At 70.7% G+C, this 24,987-nt stretch carries 20 protein-coding genes; 13 read left to right on the top strand and 7 right to left on the bottom strand.

The annotated features are described in order from the left end of the window. The first annotated feature begins 385 nt into the window (after positions 1-385). Both RBJ65_RS38245 and RBJ65_RS38240 read left to right on the top strand, forming a co-directional pair. Positions 386-1,060, top strand: a complete 675-nt coding sequence (locus RBJ65_RS38245) for a transglycosylase family protein (protein WP_306319390.1) — start codon at positions 386-388, stop codon at positions 1,058-1,060. Between the two features lie 109 nt (positions 1,061-1,169). After that, positions 1,170-1,742 carry a transglycosylase family protein gene (locus tag RBJ65_RS38240; protein ID WP_306319389.1) on the top strand — a complete coding sequence of 191 codons (573 nt, stop codon included), beginning with the start codon at positions 1,170-1,172 and terminating at the stop codon, positions 1,740-1,742. Here RBJ65_RS38240 and RBJ65_RS38235 read toward each other — a convergent pair. The 3 genes from RBJ65_RS38235 to RBJ65_RS38225 are packed head-to-tail and all read right to left on the bottom strand — an operon-like array spanning position 1,720 to position 5,658. Then, complete coding sequence (locus RBJ65_RS38235; protein ID WP_306319388.1) at positions 1,720-2,442, bottom strand: ATP-binding cassette domain-containing protein; 723 nt, start codon at positions 2,440-2,442, stop codon at positions 1,720-1,722. The two genes, RBJ65_RS38240 and RBJ65_RS38235, sit on opposite strands and share 23 nt — an antisense overlap. Continuing rightward, complete coding sequence (locus RBJ65_RS38230) at positions 2,439-5,174, bottom strand: ATP-binding cassette domain-containing protein (protein ID WP_306319387.1); 2,736 nt, start codon at positions 5,172-5,174, stop codon at positions 2,439-2,441. The genes RBJ65_RS38235 and RBJ65_RS38230 overlap by 4 nt, the downstream gene beginning before the upstream one ends. A gap of 10 nt (positions 5,175-5,184) precedes the next feature. Beyond that, positions 5,185-5,658: a hypothetical protein gene (locus RBJ65_RS38225; RefSeq protein ID WP_306319386.1), complete on the bottom strand. Its 474-nt coding sequence runs from the start codon at positions 5,656-5,658 to the stop codon at positions 5,185-5,187. A gap of 150 nt (positions 5,659-5,808) precedes the next feature. On the opposite strand from RBJ65_RS38225, the gene RBJ65_RS38220 reads away from it, so the two are divergent. The 4 genes from RBJ65_RS38220 to RBJ65_RS38205 all read left to right on the top strand — a co-directional run bounded on the left by RBJ65_RS38220 (position 5,809) and on the right by RBJ65_RS38205 (position 9,931). Next, positions 5,809-6,381 (top strand): hypothetical protein, encoded by a 573-nt coding sequence (locus RBJ65_RS38220; protein WP_306319385.1) that lies wholly within the window; start codon positions 5,809-5,811, stop codon positions 6,379-6,381. Continuing rightward, a complete protein-coding gene (locus tag RBJ65_RS38215) occupies positions 6,356-7,645 on the top strand; it encodes an ABC transporter substrate-binding protein (RefSeq protein WP_306319384.1) in 1,290 nt (429 codons plus the stop codon). Before RBJ65_RS38220 ends, RBJ65_RS38215 begins: the two co-directional genes overlap by 26 nt. Before the next feature lie 166 nt (positions 7,646-7,811). Next, positions 7,812-9,059 (top strand): glycosyltransferase family 4 protein, encoded by a 1,248-nt coding sequence (locus RBJ65_RS38210; protein ID WP_306319383.1) that lies wholly within the window; start codon positions 7,812-7,814, stop codon positions 9,057-9,059. Positions 9,060-9,154: 95 nt separating this feature from the next. Further along, a complete protein-coding gene (locus RBJ65_RS38205) occupies positions 9,155-9,931 on the top strand; it encodes a hypothetical protein (RefSeq protein WP_306319412.1) in 777 nt (258 codons plus the stop codon). Positions 9,932-9,948: 17 nt separating this feature from the next. On the opposite strand, the gene ctaD is transcribed toward RBJ65_RS38205, so the two are convergent. Next, positions 9,949-11,640 carry a cytochrome c oxidase subunit I gene (gene ctaD, locus RBJ65_RS38200; RefSeq protein ID WP_306319382.1) on the bottom strand — a complete coding sequence of 564 codons (1,692 nt, stop codon included), beginning with the start codon at positions 11,638-11,640 and terminating at the stop codon, positions 9,949-9,951. A gap of 338 nt (positions 11,641-11,978) precedes the next feature. Between ctaD and RBJ65_RS38195 the strand changes: the two genes are divergently transcribed. After that, positions 11,979-12,194: an I78 family peptidase inhibitor gene (locus RBJ65_RS38195; protein ID WP_306319381.1), complete on the top strand. Its 216-nt coding sequence runs from the start codon at positions 11,979-11,981 to the stop codon at positions 12,192-12,194. 115 nt (positions 12,195-12,309) lie between these two features. Here the strand turns inward: RBJ65_RS38195 and RBJ65_RS38190 are convergent, their stop codons facing one another. Together RBJ65_RS38190 and RBJ65_RS38185 are read right to left on the bottom strand one after the other, a co-directional pair. Beyond that, the gene (locus RBJ65_RS38190) at positions 12,310-13,299 is read right to left on the bottom strand and encodes a phosphatase PAP2 family protein (RefSeq protein ID WP_306319380.1); all 990 of its coding nucleotides are present in this window, start codon (positions 13,297-13,299) and stop codon (positions 12,310-12,312) included. 222 nt (positions 13,300-13,521) lie between these two features. Continuing rightward, positions 13,522-14,676, bottom strand: coding sequence for a hypothetical protein (locus RBJ65_RS38185; RefSeq protein WP_372341287.1), 1,155 nt, complete (start codon positions 14,674-14,676; stop codon positions 13,522-13,524). A gap of 231 nt (positions 14,677-14,907) precedes the next feature. On the opposite strand from RBJ65_RS38185, the gene RBJ65_RS38180 reads away from it, so the two are divergent. Continuing rightward, positions 14,908-16,530, top strand: a complete 1,623-nt coding sequence (locus tag RBJ65_RS38180) for an MFS transporter (protein ID WP_306319378.1) — start codon at positions 14,908-14,910, stop codon at positions 16,528-16,530. Between the two features lie 31 nt (positions 16,531-16,561). Here the strand turns inward: RBJ65_RS38180 and RBJ65_RS38175 are convergent, their stop codons facing one another. After that, on the bottom strand, positions 16,562-17,014 hold the full coding sequence (locus RBJ65_RS38175; RefSeq protein WP_306319377.1) for a cell division protein SepF: 453 nt from the start codon (positions 17,012-17,014) through the stop codon (positions 16,562-16,564). A gap of 329 nt (positions 17,015-17,343) precedes the next feature. Between RBJ65_RS38175 and RBJ65_RS38170 the strand changes: the two genes are divergently transcribed. The 5 genes from RBJ65_RS38170 (at position 17,344) to adhE (ending at position 24,962) form a co-directional block, all read left to right on the top strand. Beyond that, the gene (locus RBJ65_RS38170) at positions 17,344-18,546 is read left to right on the top strand and encodes a DUF5685 family protein (protein WP_306319376.1); all 1,203 of its coding nucleotides are present in this window, start codon (positions 17,344-17,346) and stop codon (positions 18,544-18,546) included. Positions 18,547-18,720: 174 nt separating this feature from the next. Beyond that, on the top strand, positions 18,721-19,623 hold the full coding sequence (locus tag RBJ65_RS38165) for a S1 family peptidase (RefSeq protein ID WP_306319375.1): 903 nt from the start codon (positions 18,721-18,723) through the stop codon (positions 19,621-19,623). A 189-nt stretch (positions 19,624-19,812) separates the two neighbouring features. After that, the gene (locus RBJ65_RS38160) at positions 19,813-20,763 is read left to right on the top strand and encodes a slipin family protein (protein WP_306319374.1); all 951 of its coding nucleotides are present in this window, start codon (positions 19,813-19,815) and stop codon (positions 20,761-20,763) included. Positions 20,764-20,995: 232 nt separating this feature from the next. Then, positions 20,996-22,078, top strand: a complete 1,083-nt coding sequence (locus RBJ65_RS38155) for a S1 family peptidase (protein WP_306319373.1) — start codon at positions 20,996-20,998, stop codon at positions 22,076-22,078. 271 nt (positions 22,079-22,349) lie between these two features. Continuing rightward, positions 22,350-24,962 carry a bifunctional acetaldehyde-CoA/alcohol dehydrogenase gene (gene adhE, locus RBJ65_RS38150; RefSeq protein ID WP_306319372.1) on the top strand — a complete coding sequence of 871 codons (2,613 nt, stop codon included), beginning with the start codon at positions 22,350-22,352 and terminating at the stop codon, positions 24,960-24,962. The last annotated feature ends 25 nt before the right edge of the window (positions 24,963-24,987 follow it).

Raw genomic sequence — 24,987 nt, 5'->3', positions numbered from 1 at the left:
ATCGGGGCGATCGGTCGCGGTCACGCGAGTGCTTATGAAGGGACAACGGGCGATCTGTGTCCTCGGTCACGCCCGGATCCGAACGGAATCGCCCCATCCGGCGCAGACCGTGAACGAACGCCCGGAATCCGTCACTCCCCGCCAACTTGTTGGTTTTCCAAGGAAGTTGGACCGGTGAAGTGGGTCACAGATCGTCGGGGCGACAGGTCGACAAATCCTGAAATCCGCGTATCTATCGGCTGGCCGAAAATCGTCGATACCCCGGGTAACGGTGAACTGGCCTGGCGGGACGGCGCGTTGGTTGCCGCGGCCGCCGTGGGCTGCCTAGATTCCCTCGCCGTCCGCAACGAGCAGTCCGAACGAGCAGTCCACGAGAGGGATTCTCATGTCCGCGCCGATCCGTACGGCACGCACGACAGTGGCTCGCACGACAGCGGTCTTCACCGGGGTGGCGCTCGCCGTCCCGTTCGGTCTCCTCGCCCTCACCGGCCCCGCGCAGGCGGCCGACGGCGGCGTCTGGGACCGCATCGCACGCTGCGAGAGCGGCGGCAACTGGCACACGAACACCGGGAACGGCTACTACGGCGGCCTCCAGTTCTCGGCCGGCACCTGGCGCGCGTACGGCGGAGGGGCCTACGCCGCGACGGCCGACCGGGCCTCCAGGGCCCAGCAGATCGCCATCGCCGGCAAGGTGCAGCGGGCGCAGGGGTGGGGCGCGTGGCCCACCTGCGCGGCGCGGGCGGGGGCGTACGGCAGCGCGCCGGGCGTCCAGTCGGCACCCGAGGCCGCACCCGGGTCCGCACCCAAGGCGGCACCGAAGTCCGCGCCGAAGGCGGCTCCCGAAGCGGCTCCCAGGTCGGTCCAGAAACAGCGCGGTTCAGGCCACACCGATCGCGGCGCGGTCCGCCGCGGCGGCTATGTCGTGCGCGGCGGTGACACCCTGGGCGGCATCGCCGCGGCCCACGGCACCAGCTGGCAGCACCTGTACGCAACGAACAGGGCGGTGATCGGCGGCGACCCCGACCTGATCCTGCCGGGCCAGCGGCTGCGGCTGCACTGAGCCGCACGTGTGCCACGTGGCCCCACCCGGTCCGCCGACCGGGTGGGGCCACGGTGGGTGCGGCGCGGCACGGCGAGCGGCCGCCGACCGGCTGCCTAGCGTCCGAACCATGCACCTGACCTCAGCGTTCTCGTTCTCTACGTTTCCGAAGGCGCTCGGCGCGCGGCGGTGGGCGGCGGCCCTGCTGGGCGTGCTCCTCGCGCTGGCAGTCCTGCCGGCCTTCGCCGCAAGGGCGCACGCCGCCGAACCGTACGGCTGCGCCAAGGCCCAGTGGCCGTGGTCCTGCCTCGCGCAGTGCGAGAGCAGCGGCGACTGGGACGAGAACACCGGCAACTCGTACTACGGCGGGCTCCAGTTCCACCAGCCCACCTGGGAGGAGCACGGCGGCCTCGCGTACGCGCCGCGCGCCGACCTCGCCACCCGCGACGAACAGATCAAGGTCGCGGAGCGGGTCCTCGGCACCCAGGGGTGGGACGCGTGGCCCGACTGCTCGAAGCGGTACAAGCTCGACGGCCGGGTGCACGTCGTGAAGCGCGGCGAGACGCTGGAGTCCATCGCGCGGCACTTCAAGGTGAAGGGCGGCTGGCAGGCGCTCTACAAGGCCAACCGCGACATGGTCGGGGCGCACCCCGACCGGCTCAACGAGGGCACGATGCTGCTCATTCCGAAGGGGTCCCGTTAGGGATTTCGGTGGCCTCGCCCCGGAACACGACCGCGCCGCGCCCGAGTTCGTACACGAACACCGCCGCCCCCTTCGTCGCCGCTCGGCGGAGGTCGGGCGGCAGGCGTTGTTCGGCGAGGACCACGCAGGCGTCGAGCGCGCGCAGGAGGGCGTAGGTGCGGGCCGCGACCGGTGGGGCCATGCCCTGGGTGGGCTCGTCGAGGAGGACGACGCGGGCGGGGGCGTGCAGGGCGCGGGAGACGGCGAGCATCCGCTGTTCGCCGCCGGAGAGGGTGCCGGCGCGGCGGGGGAGGAGGGGGCGGAGTTCGGGGTAGGCGTCGAGGGCGGGGGCCACGTCTCCGGCCGCGAGGCGGAGGTTCTCGGCGACGGTGAGGCCGGCGAAGACGGCCTGCCGGTCGGGTACGAGGCGCAGGCCGGCCGCGGCGCGGGCGTGGGCGGAGTGCCGGGTGACGTCGGCCCCGTCCCACAGCACGGATCCGGCGGTGAGCCGTACGGTGCCGGCGAGGGCGCGCAGGGCGGTGGTGCGGCCGGAGCCGTTCGGGCCGAGCAGGACGGTGAGCGCGGCGGCGGGGGCGGTGAGGGTGATGCCGTGGAGTGCTTCGAGGGGGCCGTAGTGGGCGTGGGCGGCGCGGAGTTGGATGCCGGTGGCGTTGGTGGCGTTGGTGGCGTTGGGGGTGTTGTTGGCGGGGGCGGGGGTCATGGCGGTTCCGGGGTGCGGTCCAGGACGGTGGCCGGGGGGCCCGAGGCGACGATGCGGCCCGCCGCCATCACGTGCACGGTGTCCGCGAGTTCCGCCACGAGGTCCATGTCGTGCTCGACGACGAGGACGGCGACGCCGTCGGCCGCGAGCGCCCTCAACAGGCGGGCGAGGGCGGCGACTTCGGTGGTGTCGAGTCCTGCGGTCGGCTCGTCGAGCAGCAGTACGTGCGGTTCGCCCGCGAGGGCACGGGCCAGTTCGACGCGGCGCAGCGTTCCCGTGGGCAGCCCCGATGTCGCCTGGTCGCCGCGCAGGCCGAACAGGCGCAGCATGCGGTCGGTGGCTTGCGGGTCCCGTACGCGGCCCTGTTCGGCGCCGACCCGAATGTTCTCGGCCACGGTCAACGACGGGAAGACGACGAGCTGTTGGAAGGTGCGGGCGATTCCTTGGCGGGTCCGGGCGTGGGCCGGGTGGCGGGTGATGTCGTGGGGCCCGAACCGGATGTGGCCGGTGTCCGGGCGGAGGGTTCCGGCGAGGCAGTGGAAGAGGGTGCTCTTGCCGGCGCCGTTCGGGCCCACGATGGCGGTGACCCTGCCGGGTGGGAGCGGGAGGCCTACGTTGTCGAGGGCGGGGTGGGAGTTGTAGGTGACGGTGAGGTGGGTGGCGGAGAGTGTGGGTGGGGTGGTTCTTGGGGGACGGTTAACCGGTGTTGGCGTCGCGGGGCTCTGGCCCGGACCCCGCTGCTCAATCGCCGCAGGGGCTTGATTTGGGTGTGCCTGGGCTCGCTGCTCAAGTATCGCGGGGGGTTGATTTGGGTGTGCCTGGGCTTGCTGCTCAGGTGTCGCGGGGGGTTGATTTGGGTGTGCCTGGGCTTGCTGTTCAAGTGTCGCGGGGGGTTGATTTGGTGGTCCTTGGTTGAGGCGTTTGCGTGCCCTTGAGCCCCGGGGTGTGAGGTGGTCTCGGGGGCGCCACCGGGTGCCCGTGCCCAGGTTCCGGCCCACCAGTACCGCCAGCACCCCGATCACCGCCGCCGCCACTCCGCCCCGGGTGCCCGCGTCGAGGCCCACCAGGAGGCCCGCGCCGAGCAGGGCTGCGAAGGGGGTGTCGGCGCCGAGGACGACGATCGTGGCGAACCACAGCAGGCCTCGCACCGGGTCGTACGAGGCGGGGTCGAAGGAGTGCACGCCGAAGGTCAGGAGGCCGCCGCCCAGGGCCGCGAGGCCCGCGCCCGTGACGAACGCGGCGACCTTCAGGCCGGGGACCCCGATGCCCGCCGCCGACGCGCCCGCCTCGTGGTCCCGTACCGCCGCGAGTGCCCGGCCGATCCGGCCCCGGCGTAATGCGGCAACGGCCGCCAACGCCACCGCCAGGAGCGTGAGTTCGAGGACGTAGAAGGCGCGGTCGTCCGTGAAGCCGGTGGGGCGTGGCGGGGTCGGGCCGGATGCCGCGTAGGGCTGGGCGAAGACGAATCGGCTCACGCCGACCCCTACCGCGAACGTGGCCAGCGCCAGCGCGAGGCCGTGGCGGCGGATGGCGGGCGCGGCGGTCAGCAGGCCCAGGGGTGCCACCAGGAGGACGGACGTGAAGAGGGCGGTGAGGGCGGGGAGTTGGGGGAGGGCTGGGAAGTCGCCGGTCGCGAGCAGGGCCGTGAAGAGTGCGCCCAGGCCCGCGAACGCGCCCTGGCCCAATGCGAGTTGACCGGCCCTGCCCGTCACCACCACCAGCGACAGCAGGATCAGCGCCAGCGCCGGGACCTGTACCGACGTCTGGAGGTCCGAGCCCGCGAAGCCGAGGGGGAGGAGGAACAGGACGCCCGCCACCAGCCACGCTCCTCGTGGGGCCGCCTTCCGGCCCCGTGTCACCGCCCGCGGCAGCGCCCCCTCCCCGCCGACCGCCGGCAGCGCGAGCGCCGCGAAGAGGAGTGCCACCACGAACAGGTTCGCCCCCACCGCCTGCACCAGCGGCTCCGCCCAGCCGTGCGGATGCAGCCGCGTCAACTGGCTCTGCGCCACCCCGATCGCGAGCGCGGCCGCCACCGCCACCCCGAGCCGCCGCATGCCCGCCACGACGGCCACCGCCACGACCTCCATCACCAGGAGCGGCAGACCGTAGGGGTCGAGGCGTACGTAGGGGGCGAGGAGGACGCCCGTGAGGCCCGCCGTGAACGTGCCGAAGGCCCAGCCCGCCGCCGCGACCCGGTCCGCGTCGATGCCGCCGAGCACCGCAAGCGGGCGGTTGTCGACGACCGCCCGCAGCTCCCCGCCGAACCGTGTCCAGCGCGTCACCGCCCACACCGCCACCCCGATCGAGCAGGCCGCCGCGAGCTGCCCCCACGGCTCCCCGGCGATCAGCGTCGGCGCGTCCTCCAGCGCGCCCGTGCCCCACAGCAGCGCCGCCGCCCCGACGAGGAGGACGAAGACGCCGATGGACGCCACCAGTGTGCGTGCCGGGTCGGCGCCCGCCGCTGCCAGCGGTCTGAACACCCCGTGTTCCAGGGCGAGTCCGAGAGTGGGGGCGAAGACGAGCAGGACCAGTGCCGCTGCCGCCCACAGGGGGACGTCCCACTCCACCACCAGGTGTCGCAGCAGGTACGCGCAGAGCATCGCGACCGCGCCGTGCGCGAAGTTGAGTACACCGGTCGCCCGGTAGGTGACGATCAGACCGATCCCGGTGAGCGCCGCCGCCGCCCCCACGGAGAGTCCGGCGAGCGTGAGGTCGTACGTCAATGAGGGCACGGTGCCGGTCTCAACTGCCGCTTGTCGGCGCGCAGATGGGGCAGGGGGCGAGGTCGGGGTCCGTGAGGGTGTCCGGGGGTGCGGGTACCGCCTGCGGTTTGCCCTCGACGAGTGGGCAGTCGGCGCGGTGCCACAGGGTGCCGCCGGGGATCGTGAGGAGCTGGCCGCTGGTGGCGAGTGGGGGTGCGGGGGTGGTCGTGGGCCGGTTCTCCGCGGGGTCGTCGAGTGTCACCAGGAGTTCGTAGAGGCGTTCCACGCGCGACGCGGCGAGCGTGTTCCTGCCGTACGTGAGGAGGACCGTGCCCGCGATGATCAGGGCCGCCCCCGGCACCGTACAAGAGGCCAGATAGGGGAGTTGGCGCTCGGCGAAGCGTTCGCCCGACATCCCGTACCAGCCGACCACGCAGAGCGCCGCGCCCGCCGCGAGCGCGCCGAGCCCCGCCCACAGAGCGGGGTGCGCCGTGCGTAGTCGGGCAGTCGGCATCGTCGGCCCCCACTGGTGTGCGCGCGTGTCTGGTCTTGTCCGCCGATCGCTTGCACTATGCCTTCTGGAGAGCAACTCGGAAAGCTCCGGGGGGAGTTGACCAATGCGGCCGACCTCGTCCCGGGGCGACGACACCCGGCGGTGAGCCTGATGGTTCTCGGGAGCACGATGCGCGCGGCCCGCGGGCGCGGCGCGGCGCTCGCCCTCACTACGGCCCTGGTCCTCGGCCCCGCCCTGGCGGCCTGCGGCGACGACAGCGGCGGCGACGACAGCGCCCCGCCGACGCCGACCTCGCGGCCCCCCACCAGCAAGGAGCCGTCGAGCGACGAGCCCTCGTCGGCGCGGCCGAGCGGCGGCGCGCCCGCCGACCGGAAGGCCGCCGAGAAGGAGATCAAGGCCAACTGGAAGAAGTTCTTCGACCCGAAGGTGTCGATGAAGGACAAGGAGGCCGTCCTGGAGGACGGGGCGAAGATGCGGCCCGTCCTGAAGAGCTTCAGCGGCGACAAGCGCGGCGGGCAGGTGGAGGCCACCGTCACCAGGGTCGCGTTCACCTCGGAGACCGAGGCCGCCGTGACGTACGGCCTCGCCCTCAAGGGCGCGACGGTGCTGCCCGACGCCAAGGGGACCTCGGTCGAGCAGGGCGGCACCTGGAAGGTGTCCGTCAAGACGCTGTGTGCGCTGGTGCAGCTGAGCGGCAATGCGTCACCCGCGGCGGGCTGCTGACGCGCTGGCGGGGCTGGTCGCGGGGCTCGCCCTGGTGGCCGTCGCGGCCTGCGGCTCGCGGCTGCCGGAGAGCGACTTCGAGGACCGTGCCACCCCCTCGCCGCGCTCCACCGCCCCCCTCCACGTCGGCATCATCACCAGCGCCACCAGCCCCGTCGGCGGCGCCACCTTCACCGACACCCGAGACGGCGCACAGGCGTACTTCCGGAACCTGAACGCCAAAGGCGGCATCCAGGGGCGGAGAGTGGAGGTGCATGTGTGCGACGACGGGGGCAGTGGCGTCGGCAACAACACGTGCGTCCACAAGCTCGTCGACGAGCAGAAGGTCGTCGCCCTCGTCGCCACCACCTCGCTCGACTACGCGGGCGCGCCGCGCGTCTCCCGCGCGCGCGTGCCCGACATCGGCGGCCAGCCGATCGGCGCCGCGTACGACACGTACCCGCACCTGTACGGGATCTACGGCAGCCTCGCGCCCCGCGAGGGGAAGCCGGGCTGGGACGGGAAGCTGTACGGCGGCACCGAGGTGTACCGCTACTTCAAGCGCGAGCACGGCGCCCGCACCGCCGCCGTCGTCTCCTACAACCAGGCGGCGTCGGCCGCGTACGCCCGCCTGGTGACGCGCGGACTGAAGGCCGAGGGCTACCGGGTGATCACCGAGCAGCTCGACTTCGCGCTGCCCAACTTCAAGGCCGCGGCCGCCGACCTGAAGGACCAGCGGGCCGATCTCGTCTTCGACGCCATCGACGAGCACGGCAACGCGCGGCTGTGCCGGGCCATGGACGAGGCCGGCGTCCGCGTCACCGCGAAGGTCACGAACGTACAGAACTGGACCTCGTCCGTCCGCTCCGCCTACAAGGATGCCCCGCACTGCCGCGCCTCCCTGTGGGCCACCGGCGCCAGCCGCAACTACGAGGACACCGGGCACCCCGCCGTACGCGCCTTCCGCGCGGCGACCAAGGAACTGAAGACGCACTCGCAGTGGCAATTGGAGGGCTGGGCCGCCGCGAAGTGGTTCACCGACGCCGCCCGCTCCTGCCGGGCGGTCACGCGCGCGTGCGTCGACCGTTTCATGGAGCGTGGCGTACGGTACTCGGCCGATGGCTTGCTGCTGCCCGTGACCTACGAGAGGCGCGCCGAGCCCCCGAGAACACGGAAAACGTGTCTTTCGGTCGCGAGATGGACCGACGCGAAAGGCTGGGTCACCCAGAACGGTGGCATGAAGGACACCTGCTTCGACGTTCCGCAGCTGCCCTACCAGCCGTGATGTCGGCCCCGACGAGGAAAACGGCCCACCGGTTCCTGAATTCCCCTATCAATCGGGCAACTGTTCAGGAACAAGATGATGATGAGGAACAACCCTCGTGCGGTCATCTCCGTCTAACCATCCGGTAGGCGGAGAAGACGGACTGTTCAGACGGATACGAGGACGCATGCAGATTTCTTTCCTGATTCACAATGCATATGGGATCGGAGGGACGATCCGCACGACGTACAACCTCGCCAGCGCGCTTGCCGATCAGCACGATGTCGAGGTCGTGTCCGTCTTCCGGCACCGCGACGAGCCGGTGTTCGCCCCGGACCCGCGCGTACGCGTGCGCCACCTGGTCGACCTGCGCAAGGGCACCGCCGGGTACGAGGGCGACGACCCCGAGTTCAAGGCGCCCGCCACGGTCTTCCCGCGCAGCGAGGGGCGCTACGAGCAGTACAGCGCGCTCACCGACCGGCGGATCGCCGAACACCTCGGCTCGCTGGACGCCGACGTCGTCGTCGGCACCCGCCCCGGGCTCAATGTGCACCTCGCCCGGGACACCAGGCGCGGGGTGCGGCGCGTCGGCCAGGAACACCTCACGCTCGACACGCACTCCACCGCGCTCCGCCGCGAACTTCGCGCCGTCTACCCCCGCCTCGACGCGCTGACCACGACCACGGAGGCCGACGCGTACGCCTACCGGGAGCAGCTCCGGCTGCCCGGCGTGCGCATCGAGGCGATGCCCAACCCGGTGCCCCGGCCCGGTGTCGCGCCCGCCGACGGCAGCGGCAAATGGGTCGTCGCGGCCGGCAGGCTCGCCCCCGTGAAGCGCTACGACCTGCTGGTCCGCGCCTTCGACAAGGTGCGCGCCGAGCGGCCCGACTGGCGCCTTCGCATCTACGGCGGCGGCAAGCAGAAGGACAAGCTGCGCACCCTCATCGACGAGCTCGGCCTCTACAACCACGTGTATCTGATGGGGCCCGCCCACCCCATAGAACCGGAGTGGGCGAAAGGTTCCCTCGCCGCGGTGACCTCGACGTACGAGTCCTTCGGGATGACGATCGTCGAGGCGATGCGCTGTGGTCTGCCCGTGGTCTCCACCGACTGCCCGCACGGCCCCGGCGAGATCATCGCCAATGGGGTCGACGGCCGCCTCGTCGAGGTCGGCAGCGTCGACGCCATCTCCGGTGGCCTGCTCGAACTCATCAACGACGACGGCCTGCGCCAGGAGATGAGCGCCCACGCCCTCAGCCGCTCCGAGCGCTTCGACCCGGCGCGGATCGCCGAGCGCTACGAGTCGATGTTCGGCTCGCTCACCGCGCGCGGCGGCTCCGTGGGGCTGCTGCACCGGGCCCGCGGCTCGCTGCTCGGCGGCGCCTTCGCGGTGCGCGACGCCTTCCGGCCGCAGCAGAAGGGACGCCCCGCATGACCGCCCCCACGGCCCCGCCCCCGCCGCGGCACAACCGCCCCGCCCCCGACACCAACCACAGGCACGCCCCCGACGACAGCCACAGGAGCGTCCGCATGCCGCCCCGAGCCGACTGCATCGCCGATTCCGCCGGCGGGCTGACCTTCGACGTCACCGACCACGGCTCGCCGGACCCCGCCCACCTGGTGCTCGTCGACCGGACCTCGGGACAGACGGTGCGGCTGCCGCTCACGCCGACGGGCGACGGGCGGCTGCGGGCCTCGCTGCCGATAAGCGTCTCCCTGACCGAGGGCCGCTGGGACGCGTACGCGCAGGTCGCGGGCGACGAACCGGTGCGCCTCGCGCCGGGCGTCAACGACCTGCGCTCGCTGGTGGACCGGGCGCCCAGCGGCTCGCGCGGCTACGTCGCCGTACGCATCCCGTACGCCACCAAGCACGGCAACCTCTCCGTGCGCAGCTGGCTGCGGGCGCCGCACGCGGAGGCCGGTGAACTGCTGGTGTCCGACGGCGAGTTGACCGTGCACGGGCGGATCTACGGCGCCGAGCGCACGGCGAAGGCCTACGCGGAGATACGTTCCCGCGCACCGCACGGCCCGGCTCTGCGTGCCGAACTGAACTGGGACGGACCCCGGTTCACGCTCCGCATCGGCTACGACGAGCTGCGCGAGGGGCGTTGGGACCTGTGGCTGTGGCCGGCGGGGGACGACGGGCCGCGGGTGCGGCTCGCCCGGCTGCTCGACGACGTCGCCGACAAGAAGCCCATCTTCACGTACCCGGTGGCGCGACTGACCGTCGAGGGCCGCGGGGAGCTGGTGGCGGGGCCGTACTACACGGGCTCCAACGACCTCTCGATCCAGGTGACTTCGGGCTAGGGCCGTTCTCCGGCCCGCTAGCTCTGCTGCTGTTTGCCGGACTCCAGCGGCCGGTCCTCGAACGCCGCGAACTCCGGGTGGTGCAGGTCGAACGCCGGGGACTCGGAGCGGATCCGCGGCAGCGTGACGAAGTTGTGGCGGGGCGGCGGGCAGGCCGTCGCCCACTCAAGCGAACGCCCGTACCCCCACGGGTCGTCGACCTCGACCTTCACCCCGTACTTCGCCGTCTTCCAGACGTTGTAGAGGAACGGCAGCGTGGACAGGCCCAGCAGGAACGCGCCCATCGACGAGATCGTGTTGAGCGCCGTGAAGCCGTCCGCCGCGAGATAGTCCGCGTACCGGCGCGGCATGCCCTCCGCGCCCAGCCAGTGCTGGACCAGGAACGTCGTGTGGAAGCCGACGAACAGCGTCCAGAAGTGGATCTTCCCGAGCCGCTCGTCGAGCATCTTGCCCGTCAGCTTCGGCCACCAGAAGTAGAAGCCGGCGAAGGTGGCGAAGGCGACCGTGCCGAACACCACGTAGTGGAAGTGCGCCACGACGAAGTACGAGTCCGAGACGTGGAAGTCCATCGGCGGCGCGGCGAGGATCACCCCGGTCAGGCCGCCGAACAGGAAGGTCACCAGGAAGCCGATCGACCACAGCATCGGCGTCTCGAACGACAGCGAGCCCTTCAGCATCGTGCCGACCCAGTTGAAGAACTTCACCCCGGTCGGCACCGCGATCAGGAACGTCATGAACGAGAAGAACGGCAGCAGCACCCCGCCCGTGGTGAACATGTGGTGCGCCCACACGACCACCGACAGGCCCGTGATCGCCATCGTCGCGCCCACCAGCATCGTGTAGCCCCAGATCGGCTTGCGGCTGAAGACCGGCAGGATCTCGCTGACGATCCCGAAGAAGGGCAGCGCGATGATGTAGACCTCCGGATGCCCGAAGAACCAGAAGAGGTGCTGCCACAGCAGCGCACCCCCGAACTGGGCCTCGAAGACGACGGATCCGAACCGCCGGTCCGCCTCCAGGCACAGCAGCGCGGCCGCGAGGACGGGGAAGGCGAGCAGCACGAGGATCGACGTGAACAGCGTGTTCCACGTGAAGATCGGCATCCGGAACATCGTCATGCCGGGCGCCCGCATCCCGATGATCGTGGTCAGGAAGTTCACCGAGCCGAGGATCGTGCCGAACCCGGCGAGCGCGAGCCCCATGATCCACAGGTCGGCGCCGATGCCGGGGGAGCGCGTCAGGCTGTTCAGCGGCGCGTACGCGAACCAGCCGAAGTCGGCGGCCCCGCCCGGCACCACGAGCGAGCCGAGCACGATGAGCCCGCCGAAGAGGAACAGCCAGTACGAGAACATGTTCAGGCGCGGGAACGCGACGTCGGGCGAGCCGATCTGCAGCGGCATGATCTCGTTGGCGAAGCCCGCGAAGGTCGGCGTCGCGAACAGCAGCAGCATGATCGTGCCGTGCATCGTGAACAGCTGGTTGTACTCCTCGTTGGAGAGCACCTGCAGTCCGGGGCGGGCGAGTTCGGCCCGCATCAGCAGCGCCATCACCCCGCCGACGAGGAAGAAGCCGAACGACGTGATCAGGTAGAGGTGGCCGATCTTCTTGTGGTCGGTCGTGGTCAGCCAGTCCACGACGATCCGGCCCGGACGTCGCTCGCGCGGCCGCCCCACCGACGCAGGCCCGGCCTGTACCCCGGTCGTACCCATCGCTTGCCCCCTCGCTGCTGCTCGCTCGCGCGCGCCTCGGGCCTGCTGCGGACTCACGCCATGATGCTCGCGTCCACCCCCGTGGCGACAGAGGGCGTGCCCCGCTTTCTGGCATGGACAGGCAATTTCCGGGCGGCCTCAACTCGCGCGCGACGCCGCCGGATTCGTAATTCCGGGGGAATTGCGGGCGGGCTCCCGGAATTCAACGCGGCGCCGGACAGCGGCGAAAGTAAGAAGCGAGTAAGAGGCGAAAAACCCTCGAACGTGTGAGGAACTCCGAATAGTCAACTGTCGTGATCTTGTGACAAAAGTGTGACGCGCGGCCTACGGTGGGCGGCATGGCACCCTTTCCCGACCCGCCGACAGAACCACAGGACAATACGGACGCATACCTCGGTCTGGAGGCCGAGGCCGCCGAGTCGCAGGCCCGCGGCCGCGGCTGGTCCACCGTCAGGCAGCTGCCGCCGGGCGCGATCATCACCATGGAGTACCTGGGCGGCCGGCTGAACTTCGAGGTCACCGAGGGCAGAGTGACGCGCTGCTGGAAGGGCTGAGCCCCTCCCGGATGCGCCCGGGACGTGCGAAGGCCCCCGAACCCGCAGGTGGGTTCGGGGGCCTTCGCGGTGCGGGGCTGGTTGTGCGTACCGTGCCCCGCCGTCGGTGGCCGCGCTAGGACGCCGTCCTGGTCGACGGGGTCCCGCGCGTGAGTCTCTCCGTGGGCGGGCGGCGGCTGCCCGCCGGAGTGACCGGGGTGCGCTCCCCGCGCGGGGTGTGCGGGCCCTGGGGGAGCAGCTGGCGGCTCGATCTGGTGGCGCCCACGGACTCGCGCGCGTGGGCCGGTGCCATCGCGGGGACCGGCACGGGATCGGCCTCCGGCCGTGGCACCCGGGCGCCGGAGCGGCGCTCGCGCCAGCGGTCCCGCCAGGCGAAGATCCACGCCTCGGCGCGCGCCACCAGCGGCTCGAACCACGGCAGCGCGAGCAGGATCAGCAGGCCCGCGGCCCAGCCGAGCAGCACGTCGCTCAGCCAGTGCGTACCGAGGTAGACCGTGGTCAGGCCGACGCTCAGGGAGATCACCGCGGAGACCGCGGACAGCCAGCGCCGAGCCCTCGGGGTGGAGGCCAGGTAGGCGAGGATGCCCCAGGTCACCACCGCGTTCGCGGTGTGGCCCGAAGGGAATATGTCGCCGCCCTGCCACATCTCGCTCGACCCGATGGTCGTCGCGTAGTGCGGGCCCGCGCGGCCCATGCCGTACTTGGCGGCGCCCACCGTCACGTTCAGCAGCAGCAGCGCCGTGCCGAACATCAGCAGCGGGCGCAGCGTGTGCTGCCGCCAGGAGCGCCAGCCCAGCCACGCCGTCACCATCACGGCCGTCGGACCGCGCTGGCCGAGTACCACCCAGTAGTCGAGGAAGGCGTGGATGTCGGGCCACTGCTGGTACGGCCGGAAGAACATGACCTGCCAGTCGACCGCGACCAGCCACGACGTGGTGACCACCGCCACCACGATCGTGAGGTAGAAGGACAGGGTCAGGCCGAAGAGCACGACCCGGTGCCGGCTCATGTGGGGGATGTCCACATGGGTCGGTCGTTCGGGCTCGCGGTCGAGCCTGGCGAAGACCCGTTCAAGGCGACGGGTCAGGTTTCGTTCGGTACGCACCCAATCGACGCTACAGCGACCGAGAGGTGGACCGACGCGAATCAGGGGCTTTGTGATGACGATGTGATGTGGGATTGATCTCAGGTGGCCGGTTATTCCCTTGATTTCGGCCGACCGGAAGGAAAGATTCCCGAATTCAGAGATCGTTTGTGGTGCTCGTTATACGGCTCTTATAAATGCGTTCACCTGATACCCCTGTGGAATTGGCCGGTCACACACCGCTCATGGCGGCCCCGAGCCGTTCAGCCAGAACGCTCCGTACACCGCCGACAACGCTGCGAGACCGCCAAGTACCCACGCCGCACCGCTCGTACGCCACCGGGCGAGCGCCACCGCGAGCGGAAGGAGCAGCGGAAACGCGGGCAGCAGCAGCCGCGGCTTCGAGCCGAAGTACCCCGAGGCGCACAGCGCGAGCACGACGATGACGCCCGTGTAGACGAGCACCGGCACCGGCTGCCGCTGCCGCACCCCGGCCACATACAGCCAAATCACCAGCGCGACCCCGACGATCAGGCCGACCCCGGCCAGCGCGCCCAGCGGCGACGTGAACTTGTCGGCGACGAACCGCGCGAAGGCGGCGCCCCCGTCGAAGCCGTTGCCCCACTGCGCCTGCACGTCGAGATAGCCGAAGAGCCCGCCCCCTGACCGCCGCCCGACCCACAGCACGTACGCCGCCGCGCCCGCCGGAGCCAGCAGCACGCCGAGCACGAGCCGCCATGAAGCCCGCCGCTCCCGCACCACCCACAGCGCCGCAGCCACCCACACCGCCGCCACCACGGCCGCCCCGATCGGCCGGGTAAGCCCCGCGAGCGCGGCCAGCAGCCCCGCGCTCACCCAGTGCCGGCGCAGCACCGCGTACAGGCCCCACGCCGCGAGCGCCGTGAACAGCGCCTCGCTGTACGCCATCGACGCCACGATCCCGATGGGCAGCGCGCCCCACAGCACGGCGAGACAGACCCCCGCCCGCCTCCCGTACAGGTGGTCGCCCACGGCGAAGATCCCCCACGCCGCCGCCAGCGAGGCGAGCAGGCTCACGGCCAGACCCGCGTCCGCGTACGACAGCGGGCTCACCGCCGCGCCGAAACGTTCGAGCCATGGAAGGAGCGGAAAGAACGCGAGGTTCGAGTGGACCGTGCCGTCGGGCAGCGTCACCGACCAGCCGTAGCCGTGCTCGGCGATCCGCGTGTACCAGAGCGAGTCCCAGCGCGCCGTGAGCAGGGTGTGCGCGCTCTTGCCGTTCGCCGCGCTCCACACCGCGAGCACGAGCAGGCCGAGCGCCCGCACCGCCGCGTATCCGAGCAGGGCGGGTGCCGCTCGGCGCAGCGCGGGTAGATAGGGATGGTGGTCCTCGTCCGTCACGGACCCGATTATCGACATCCGTCCCGTGCGCCCCGTCAGCAGGGCTTCGTCCCTCAAGTGGTGCACGCCACACCCCCTCATGGATGGCTTGAGAGGTCCGCCACGTGAGACTGGCGAGAACTCGCGTACGCTGACGGCTCACTCGCCTTTCGCCGCGGGGCCGGGAGACCGCTCTTCCCGAGCCGGAGACCGAGGGACATCCCCAACCCGAGGATCCGCCGAACGCGAGGACCACTGGGAGGTACGTACATGTCCGGGACGAACACGGCCTCCGGGCGCACGCTCGGTCGCCTGGCCGCCATGGGCACCCGCACCAATCGTTGGGTCGTCCTCGTCGTCCTGTGCACGAGCCTCCTCCTGGTCGCCCTCGACTCGACCATCCTCTACGTGGCGCTGCCCGCGGTCACCGAGGACCTCAAGCCGACCTCCGTCGAGCTCCTGTGGATCGGTGACGCGTATCCGCTGGTGTGCGCCTCGCTGCTGATCCTGTTCGGCACGCTCGGCGACCGGGTCGGCCGCAGGAAGATCCTGCTGCTCGGCTACGCCCTGTTCGGCGCGGCCTCCGCGCTCGCCGTGTTCTCGGACACCGCGCAGGTGCTCATCGTGGCCCGCGCGATCCTCGGCATCGGCGGCGCCATGATCATGCCCGCGACGCTGTCGATCCTGCGCGACGTCTTCCCCGACCGGCACGAGCGGGCCGTCGCGATCGGCGTGTGGACCGCGGTCGCCGCGGTCGGCGCCGCCACCGGACCCGTACTCGGCGGCTTCCTCGTCGAGCACTTCTGGTGGGGTTCGGTCTTCCTCATCAACATCCCGCTGATGCTGATCATGCTGCCGCTCTGCCGGGTCCTGGTGCCCGAGTCGAAGGGGCGCAGCGACGGTCCGTGGGACCTGTTCGGCGCGCTGCTCGCCGCGCTCGGCGTGCTCGGCGTCGTCTACGGCATCAAGGAACTCGGCACCAAGCGCGACCTGCTCGACGCCGAGGCGGTCCTGCCGTTCCTCGCCGGAGTCCTGCTGCTCGTCCTCTTCGTGCGCCGCCAGCGCCGCCGCGAGCACCCGCTCATCGACATGCGGCTGTTCTCGCGGGCCGCGTTCTCCACGTCCGTCGGCTGCATCGTCATCGCGATGCTCGCGCTGGTCGGCCTGGAGCTGATCGCCGTGCAGTATCTGCAACTGGTGCTCGGCCTCAGCCCCCTTGAGACCGGCCTGCGGATGCTGCCGCTGACCTTCGCCGCGATGACCGCGGGCATCATCGGCTCCGCGAACCTGCGCCGCTTCGGCCCGCGCGCCATGGTGTCGTCCGGCTTCGCGCTGACCGCCTGCGCGGTGCTGATGCTCTGCGCGATGGGCGAGCAGGACAAGCCGTGGCTGCTCGGCTTCGGCTTCATACTGCTCGGCTTCGGCTTCCAGACCACCCTGTTCGGGGCCTACGAGTCGATGCTCACGGAGGCGCCCGCCGACGACGCCGGGGGCGCGGCCGCCATCGGCGAGACCTCGTACCAACTGGGCGCCGGCATGGGCATCGCGCTGCTCGGCTCGGTCATGAACGCGGCGTACGCGCCCGGCCTCGGCAACGTACCGGGCGTCTCCGACGGCACGTCGACCGCCGCGGGGCACTCGCTGGGAGAGGCCTACCAGATCGCCGCGCGGCTCGGGGGCGCGGCGGGGGACGCACTGCGGGAGGCGGCGCGGGCGGCGTTCGTGCACGGACTGCACGTCACGCTCGTCGTCAGCGCCGTCCTGTTGTTCCTTGGCGCGCTGGCCGCGCTGCGGCTGCCGAAGCGGATGGAGTGCGAGGCGCCCGCGACGGACGACGCGGACCTCGCGGCGCCGCGGCGGGCTTCGTCACCGGCGGAGTCGTCCGCCGCGTGACGCGGTTCGGGGGTGCGGGGCCCCGAACCGCTCAGCTCTGATTGAAGAAACCGTCCGTCGGTTCCTTCGCGTCACGGCCCGAGACGATCTCGGTGTCGGCGGGGCTCAGCAGGAACACCCGGGTCGCGACCCGGTCGATCGAACCGCGCAGGCCGAAGATGAGCCCGGCGGCGAAGTCCACCACGCGCTTGGCGTCGGCCGGCTCCATCGCCGTGAGGTTCATGATGACCGGGACGCCGTCCCGGAACATCTCGCCGATGCGCCGCGCGTCCCGGAAGCTGTCGGGGGTCACCGTGCCGATCCGGCGGCCCTTCTCCTGGGCCTCCTCGGCGGCGACCTTCACGCGCGGGTCCGTGACCCAGGCCGCGTCGTTGCCGGCGGCGGCGGGCTCGGGCCCCTCGTCGTAGTCGTCGTCGTAGTAACGCTCTTCATCGTTGTCGTCGACGAGGCCAAGCCAGGCACTCGCCTTGCGCACCGATCCCATGGACGCCTCCTCTCACAGCGGTTCCACCGCGCTCCGCATGTCGTGCATCCCCAATGTTCGTCCATGATGCAGACGCGGCGCCAAGGGGATAGCCGCTGCGCGGGGGTTTCGTGACGGTACTGGTGCACAGTCTGGCCCGCGTTGTCCCGGAGTTTCCAAGGGTTGTACGGGATACGGCTGCTGATGGTGAGTGAAATATGATTCTTCACGGCGTATGGGTGACCTCGGGTGCGTACGGGTGAACGAGATCGCCGCGCAAGGGCTCGATACGATGCCGGGGTGGCGCCGCCGAGTTGACGGCGTGTCACTCGACGTACGGGGGAGTCATCTTGTTCGGCATGGTCCGGCCCTGCTCGCATCGGCTCGGCGAGAGCCTCAAGACCCAGTGGATGGCCCACCTCTGCGGGCTCTGTCTGGCGCTGCGCGGCGACCACGGGCAGTTCGCCCGCGTCGTCACCAACTACGACGGCCTGCTCATCTCGGTTCTGACGGAGGCTCAGAGCGAGGTCTCCGGGGATGCCGGTGCCTGGCGGCGGCAGGCCGGGCCGTGCCCGCTGCGGGGAATGCGCACCGCCTCCGTCGCGCAGGGCGAGGGGGCGCGGCTCGCCGCCGCCGTCTCCCTGGTGCTCGCGTCGGCGAAGGTGCGCGACCACGTCGACGACCGGGACGGACTGTTCGCGCGCAGGCCCGTCGCCGCGGCCGCCCGGAAGGTCGCCGCGAGCTGGACAAGGGCCGGGGCCCGCACCGCAACTGACGTCGGGTTCGACACGGCGGTCCTCGTCGACGCCGTCGAACGGCAGGCCGGGGTCGAGGCGCTGGCCGGGCCCGGCACCCCGGTGCTCGCCGTGACCGAGCCGACCGAGACCGCGACCGCCGCCGCCTTCGCGCACACCGCGACGCTCGCCGGGCGGCCGGACAACGCGGAGCCGCTCGCCGAGGTGGGCCGGTTGTTCGGGCGGCTCGCGCACCTCCTCGACGCCGTCGAGGACCGGGAGGCCGACGCCGAATCCGGTGCCTGGAACCCGCTGACCGCGACCGGCACCCCGCTCGACGAGGCACGCCGCCTCGCCGACGACGCCCTGCACGGCATCCGGCTCGCGCTGCGCGACGTCGACTTCGTGGACGACAAGCTGGCGCACCTGCTGCTCGCGCACGAGCTGCGGCGCTCGGTGGACCGGGCGTTCGCGACCACTACGGAGGCCACCACTACGGAGGCCACCACTACGCAGGCCACCACCACGGAGCCGGGCGCGGACCCCGGCGCGCCGAGTGACGACCCGGGCGGGGCGCCGCCGAAGCCGCCGAAGTCCCCGAAGCAGGGCAAGAAGCGGGGGCTGTTCGCCGGCTGCGCCGTCGCGGCGGGGCTCTTCTGCACCTGCCAGGTGTGCTGCGCCGAGGAGTTCAACGGGCCGTGGTCCGGCAAGAAGCGCGAGGGCGCCTGCCGGGACGGCTGCGACGGTTGCGATTGCTGCTGCGACTGCGATGGCTGCGACTGCTGTGATTGCTGCTCGTGCTGCGACTGCGGCGCCTGAACCGGTCGTCCGAAAGCCGCTCTTGTGCACGGCGCCTCCACCGGCGAATCTTCCGTCAGCGATTGTCAGGAGCACGGCGTGTTCGGAATCCGGACCGTCGCGCGGACCCTGACTGCGCCTCACGGGCCCCATCCCCACGAGGGCCCCCGACTTCCCTACGGGAGGAACGAGCAAGTGAGGATCAAGCGCAGCACCCCCCGCAGTGGCAGAGCCAGATCGACCCGGCTGATCGCCGTCGGCTCCGGTCTGCTCGCCGTGGCAGCATTCGCGATTCCCTCCGCCAGTGCGTCCGACGCGTCGCACACGTTCAGCGCCTCAGAACTCACGCAGACCCGTGACGCGGTGCGCTCCGCCGACGTCGCCGGCACCGCCTGGGCCGTCGACGCCAAGACCAAGCAGGTCGTCGTCACCGTCGACAGCACGGTCTCGCAGGCCGAGATCAACAAGATCAAGAAGGAGGCCGGCGACACCGCCGGCGCCCTCAAGATCGAGCGCACGGCAGGCACCTTCAAGAAGCTGATATCCGGCGGCGACGCCATCTACGCGAGCAGTTGGCGCTGCTCACTGGGGTTCAACGTCCGCAACAGCGCCGGGACCTACTACTTCCTCACCGCCGGGCACTGCACCGACGGCGCGGGAACCTGGTGGTCCAACTCCTCGCACTCCACCACCATCGGTTCCACCTCCGGATCCAGCTTCCCCGGCAACGACTACGGCATCGTCAAGTACGCGAGCGGGGTCACCCACCCCGGCACCGTCGGCAGCGTGGACATCACGCGCGCCGCCACGCCGTCCGTGGGCACCACCGTCACCCGGCGCGGCTCCACCACCGGCATCCACAGCGGCCGGGTCACCGCGCTCAACGCCACCGTGAACTACGGCGGCGGCGACATCGTCTCCGGCCTCATCCAGACCACGGTCTGCGCCGAGCCCGGCGACTCCGGCGGCCCGCTGTACGGCGGTTCCACCGCGTACGGCCTCACGTCGGGCGGCAGCGGCAACTGCTCCTCCGGCGGTACGACGTTCTTCCAGCCGGTGACCGAGGCGCTCAGCGCGTACGGCGTGAGCGTCTACTGATCCGTCCCGGATGATCCGTCACTGATCGAGCAGCACCACCCCGCGGGTACGTTCCGCGGGCGCAGCCAGCAGTGGGAGTCCCCGTCGGACCAACTCGGCCCGGCGGGGACTCTCCCTATGTGTCCCTTACGGGTTTACCTTCGAAGTACACGCCTTTTGCGCCCACTTCGGACCCTGGGGGGCCGTGAGATGGTCGAGGAACTGGTGGCGGCGGGAGTGACCGTCGCATGCGCCGGAGCGGTCTACGTGATGTCGGCGGCGCGGGTCGTCAAGCAGTACGAACGCGGGGTGGTGTTCCGGCTCGGCCGGCTCACCCGGTCCGTGCGCGGTCCCGGGTTCACGATGATCGTGCCGATCGTGGACCGGATCCGTAAGGTCAACATGCAGATCGTGACGATGCCGGTGCCCGCGCAGGACGGCATCACGCGGGACAACGTGACGGTGCGGGTGGACGCCGTCATCTACTTCAAGGTGGTCGACGCCGCCGAGGCCGTGGTGCAGGTCGAGGACTACCGGTTCGCCGTCTCGCAGATGGCGCAGACCTCGCTGCGCTCCATCATCGGCAAGAGCGACCTCGACGACCTGCTCTCCAACCGCGAAAAGCTCAACCAGGGGCTGGAGTTGATGATCGACAGCCCGGCCGTCGGCTGGGGTGTGCAGATCGACCGCGTCGAGATCAAGGACGTATCGCTGCCGGAGACCATGAAGCGCTCGATGGCCCGGCAGGCCGAGGCCGACCGTGAGCGGCGGGCCCGGGTCATCAACGCCGACGCCGAGTTGCAGGCGTCGAAGAAGCTCGCCGAGGCGGCCGGGGTGATGTCCGATCAGCCCGCGGCTCTCCAACTGCGGCTGCTGCAGACCGTGGTGGCGGTCGCGGCCGAGAAGAACTCGACGCTGGTGCTGCCGTTCCCGGTCGAGCTGCTGCGCTTCCTTGAGCGGGCCACGCCAGGGGACGCGGCGCACGCGGCGGAGGCGGCCGTCTCCCAGCTCACCGAGAGCGCGCTGCCGGGGCTCACCGAGGCGAAGACGTCAACGTCCGCACCCGCGCCCGCACCCGCTTTCGAGGAGCGGAAGGCGGCAGAAGCCACCGAACCCGGGGTAACCGGCGGGCGGCCAACGGCGAATTCCGGACAGGAGTAGACCTCACCCTCCGCCCATCGCCGGGCGCGCGCAGTGTTTGCGGCAGCGATCGACGTGTGGTCCTGGGCGTGCGCCCAAGTCGTGAAGGGGGCGCGGGGGTTGGCGAACGCGCGTCCAGAAGTCGACCTTGTGTGCTCCCTGTGACGGTCGGGATAGTGGCCCAGTCAGCCTCACGGATCCGGTCTCGGCCCCACCCGAACCGGAATCCCAACCCCCCACAGGAGGACGTGAGTTGAAGCACCGACGCATACCCAAGCGGCGTGCCGCCGTGGCCGGAGCGGGAATCTTCGCCCTTGCCGCCGCGGGCATCACCTTCCAGACCGCGAACGCCAGCACCGACACCCCGGACCTGGCCCCTCGGACCCTCTCGGTCGCCAAGGCCGGAACGCTCGCCTCGTCCCTGACGAAGGACCTGGGCGCGAACTCGGCGGGCAGCTACTACGACGCCAAGACCAAGCAGCTCGTGGTCAACGTCCTCAACGGCGACGCCGCCGAGGCGGCCGAGGCCGCCGGCGCGAAGGCCAGAGTCGTCCAGAACTCGCTGGCCGAGCTGAAGAGCGCGCGCACCGCCCTGAAGCAGGACGCGACCATCCCGGGCACCTCCTGGGCCGTCGACCCCGCCACCAACAAGGTCGTCGTCACCGCCGACCGCACGGTCAAGGGCGCCGACTGGAGCCAGCTCAGCGGAGTCGTCGAGAAGCTCGGCGGCAAGGCCGAACTCAAGCGCAGCCAGGGCGAGTTCAAGCCCTTCATCGCGGGCGGCGACGCCATCACCGGCGGCGGCAGCCGCTGCTCCCTCGGCTTCAACGTGACCAAGGGCGGCGAGCCGTTCTTCCTCACGGCGGGCCACTGCACCGAAGCCATCACCACGTGGTCGGACTCCAACGGGCAGGAGATCGGCTCGAACGCCGACTCCAGCTTCCCGGACAACGACTACGGCCTGGTGAAGTACTCGGCCGACGTCGAGCACCCCAGCGAGGTCAACCTCTACAACGGCTCCGCGCAGCAGATCACCAAGGCCGCGGAGGCCACCGTCGGCATGCAGGTGACCCGCTCCGGCTCCACCACGCAGGTGCACGACGGCACGGTGAAGGGCCTGGACGCCACCGTGAACTACGGCAACGGCGACGTCGTCAACGGCCTCATCCAGACCGACGTCTGCGCCGAGCCCGGTGACAGCGGCGGCTCCCTCTTCTCCGGCGACTCGGCGATCGGCCTCACCTCCGGCGGCAGCGGCGACTGCTCCGCGGGCGGCGAGACGTTCTTCCAGCCGGTGACGGAGGCGCTCTCCGCCACGGGCACGGAAATCGGCTGACCGGAACGCTTCGGGCGGCCTCCGCCCCTTGTGCCCCGCCCCCGGAAACCGGGGGCGGGGCTTTTCGCGAATTCTTGTGAAAACTTTCACAAGTGGGCAAGGGTCGAAGGTCCCTAGATGTCCATGCAGGTCAGAGAGGGAATCGGTCGTCCCGGGTGAGGTGGGCCGGGACCTTGGTCCCGTGCGGCGAGGACATTCTCCGGCCCCTCAGCGGAGCGTAAAGGTGTGGAATTGAGGCATCAGCGAAAAGGTGTGAAAAGGGGAGCCTGCCGTGGGTGTCGAGAGTGTCGAGGGGACGGTCGACGAACTGGTCGCTGGAGCGCGGGAGGCGCTCGCGACGTTCGAGACGTACGACCAGGAGCTGGTCGACCACATCGTCAAAAAGGCGTCGCTCGCGGCGCTCAGCCACCACGGCGACCTGGCGCGGGCCGCCGTCGAGGAGACGGGTCGCGGCCTGTTCGAGGACAAGGCGGTCAAGAACCTCTTCGCCTGCGAGCACGTCGTGAACTCGATGCGCGGCCTGAAGACGGCCGGTGTCATCTCCCGCGACGAGATCAACGGCATCACCGAGATCGCCGAACCGGTCGGCGTCATCTGCGCGATGACCCCGGTCACCAACCCCACCTCCACCACCATCTTCAAGGCGCTGATCGCCCTGAAGACCCGTAACCCGATCGTCTTCGCCTTCCACCCCAGCGCCCAGAAGTGCTCCGCCGAGGCCGCCCGCATCGTGCGCGACGCGGCGATCGAGGCCGGTGCCCCGGAGCACTGCGTGCAGTGGATCGAGGAGCCGTCGATGGAGGCGACGGGGCTGCTCATGAACCACGAGGGCGTCTCCACGATCCTCGCCACCGGCGGAAACGCCATGGTCAAGTCCGCCTACTCGTGCGGAAAGCCCGCCCTCGGCGTCGGCGCCGGCAACGTACCCGCGTACGTCGCGAAGGACGCCAAGCTGGGCCGCGCCATCCACGACATCGTGCTCTCCAAGGCCTTCGACAACGGCATGATCTGCGCCTCCGAGCAGGCCGTCATCCTCGACCAGGAGGTCTACGAGGACGGGGTCGCCGAGTTGCGGCGGCTGAAGGCGTACGTGGTGACGGCCGCCGAGAAGGCCGAGCTGGAGGAGTTCGTCTTCGGGGCGACGGCGCACGGCAGTGACTGCGCGGGTGCCAGGCTCAACGCCTCCGTCGTCGGCAAGTCCGCGAGCTGGATCGCCGAACAGGCCGGTTTCGAGGTCCCCGACGACACCTCGATCCTCGTCGCCGAGTGCGCGGAGGTCGGCCCGAACGAGCCGCTCACCCGCGAGAAGCTCTCCCCGGTGCTCGCCGCGCTGAAGGCGCGCGACACCGAGCACGGGCTCCAACTGGCGGCCGAAATGGTCGAGTTCAACGGGCTCGGGCACTCCGCCGCCATCCACACCGAGGACGAGGAGCTGGCCGAGGAGTTCGGGCGCCGCGTCAAGGCGATCCGCGTCATCGTCAACTCGCCGTCCACCTTCGGCGGCATCGGCGACGTCTACAACGCGTTCCTCCCGTCGCTGACCCTGGGCTGCGGCAGTTACGGCCACAACTCGGTCTCCAACAACGTCTCCGCGGTCAACCTCGTCAACATCAAGCGGATCGGGCGGCGCAACACCAACATGCAGTGGTACAAGATCCCGCCGAAGATCTACTTCGAGCGGGGCGCCGTCAAGTACCTCGCCGAGATGGACGACGTGCACCGCGTCACCGTCGTCACCGACAAGACGATGGGCGCCATCGGCTTCGTACAGAAGATCAGCGACATCCTCAACTCCCGGCCCACCGCGGTGACGTTGCAGGTCATCGACAACGTCGAGCCGAACCCTGAGCTGGCCACCGTGCAGGCGGGCGCCGCCGCGATGCGGGACTTCGGGCCGGACACGATCGTCGCGCTGGGCGGTGGTTCGCCGATGGACGCCGCGAAGATCATGTGGCTGATGTACGAGCACCCGGAGATCGAGTTCGCGGACACGAAGGAGAAGTTCTTCGACATCCGCAAGAGGGCTTATAAGTTCCCGCAGTTGGGGGAGAAGGCGAAGCTGGTCGCGATACCGACCACGTCGGGGACGGGCTCCGAGGTCACGCCCTTCGCCGTCATCTCCGACCCGGCCGCCGCCCAGAAGTACCCGCTCGCCGACTACGCGCTCACCCCGAACGTGGCGATCATCGACCCGATGCTGCCGATGAACCTGCCGCCGACCGTGACCGCCGACTCCGGCTTCGACGCGCTGACCCACGCCACCGAGGCGTACGTCTCCGTGTACGCGAACGACTTCACCGACGGCCAGTGCCTCCAGGCCATCAAGCTCATCTTCGAGAACCTGGAAGCGTGTGTGAAGGACGGCGCCAGGGCCCCCGAGGCGCGCGAGAAGATGCACAACGCCTCGACCATCGCGGGCATGGCCTTCGCCAACGCCTTCCTGGGCCTGGTCCACGCGATGGCGCACACCCTCGGCAACACCTTCCACGTCGCGCACGGCCGCACCAACGCGCTGCTGCTTCCGCACGTCATCCGGCACAACGGCACCGTCTCGTACAAGGCGACGCCGTGGCCGAAGGCCGAGACGTACAAGGCGCCCGAGCGGCTCCAGGACATCGCCAGGACGCTCGGCCTGCCGGCGGCCACTCCCGAGGAGGGCGTGGAGTCGTACGCGAAGGCCGTCGAGGAACTGCGTGAGCGGTGCGGGATCCCGGCCTCGTTCAAGGAAGAGGGCGTCGATGAGCGGGAGTTCATGGCGGCGCTGCCGCAGCAGGCCATGAACGCCTACGCCGACCAGTGCGCGCCCGCCAACCCGCGGATGCCGATGATCGACGACATGCGGCGGCTGATGCGGCAGGCGTACTACGGGAACACCATCGCGTAACGCTCCCCGCCCCCGCCGAGCCCGT

The organism is Streptomyces sp. KL109B (assembly GCF_030766935.1).
Lineage (GTDB): Bacteria > Actinomycetota > Actinomycetes > Streptomycetales > Streptomycetaceae > Streptomyces.
Note: the sequence above shows the minus strand (reverse complement) of the source record. Positions and strands in the feature narration are given on the sequence as shown.

Excerpts from the sequence above, each read along its gene's own strand:
- RBJ65_RS38180 (WP_306319378.1), top strand. The coding sequence starts at position 14,908 with ATGTCCGGGACGAACACGGCCTCCGGGCGCACGCTCGGTCGCCTGGCC.
- RBJ65_RS38235 (WP_306319388.1), bottom strand. The coding sequence starts at position 2,442 with ATGACCCCCGCCCCCGCCAACAACACCCCCAACGCCACCAACGCCACC.
- RBJ65_RS38185 (WP_372341287.1), bottom strand. The coding sequence starts at position 14,676 with ATGTCGATAATCGGGTCCGTGACGGACGAGGACCACCATCCCTATCTA.
- RBJ65_RS38225 (WP_306319386.1), bottom strand. The coding sequence starts at position 5,658 with ATGCCGACTGCCCGACTACGCACGGCGCACCCCGCTCTGTGGGCGGGG.
- RBJ65_RS38220 (WP_306319385.1), top strand. The coding sequence starts at position 5,809 with ATGGTTCTCGGGAGCACGATGCGCGCGGCCCGCGGGCGCGGCGCGGCG.
- RBJ65_RS38205 (WP_306319412.1), top strand. The coding sequence starts at position 9,155 with ATGCCGCCCCGAGCCGACTGCATCGCCGATTCCGCCGGCGGGCTGACC.
- ctaD (WP_306319382.1), bottom strand. The coding sequence starts at position 11,640 with ATGGGTACGACCGGGGTACAGGCCGGGCCTGCGTCGGTGGGGCGGCCG.
- RBJ65_RS38215 (WP_306319384.1), top strand. The coding sequence starts at position 6,356 with ATGCGTCACCCGCGGCGGGCTGCTGACGCGCTGGCGGGGCTGGTCGCG.
- RBJ65_RS38195 (WP_306319381.1), top strand. The coding sequence starts at position 11,979 with ATGGCACCCTTTCCCGACCCGCCGACAGAACCACAGGACAATACGGAC.
- RBJ65_RS38240 (WP_306319389.1), top strand. The coding sequence starts at position 1,170 with ATGCACCTGACCTCAGCGTTCTCGTTCTCTACGTTTCCGAAGGCGCTC.
- RBJ65_RS38175 (WP_306319377.1), bottom strand. The coding sequence starts at position 17,014 with ATGGGATCGGTGCGCAAGGCGAGTGCCTGGCTTGGCCTCGTCGACGAC.
- RBJ65_RS38210 (WP_306319383.1), top strand. The coding sequence starts at position 7,812 with ATGCAGATTTCTTTCCTGATTCACAATGCATATGGGATCGGAGGGACG.
- RBJ65_RS38245 (WP_306319390.1), top strand. The coding sequence starts at position 386 with ATGTCCGCGCCGATCCGTACGGCACGCACGACAGTGGCTCGCACGACA.
- RBJ65_RS38160 (WP_306319374.1), top strand. The coding sequence starts at position 19,813 with ATGGTCGAGGAACTGGTGGCGGCGGGAGTGACCGTCGCATGCGCCGGA.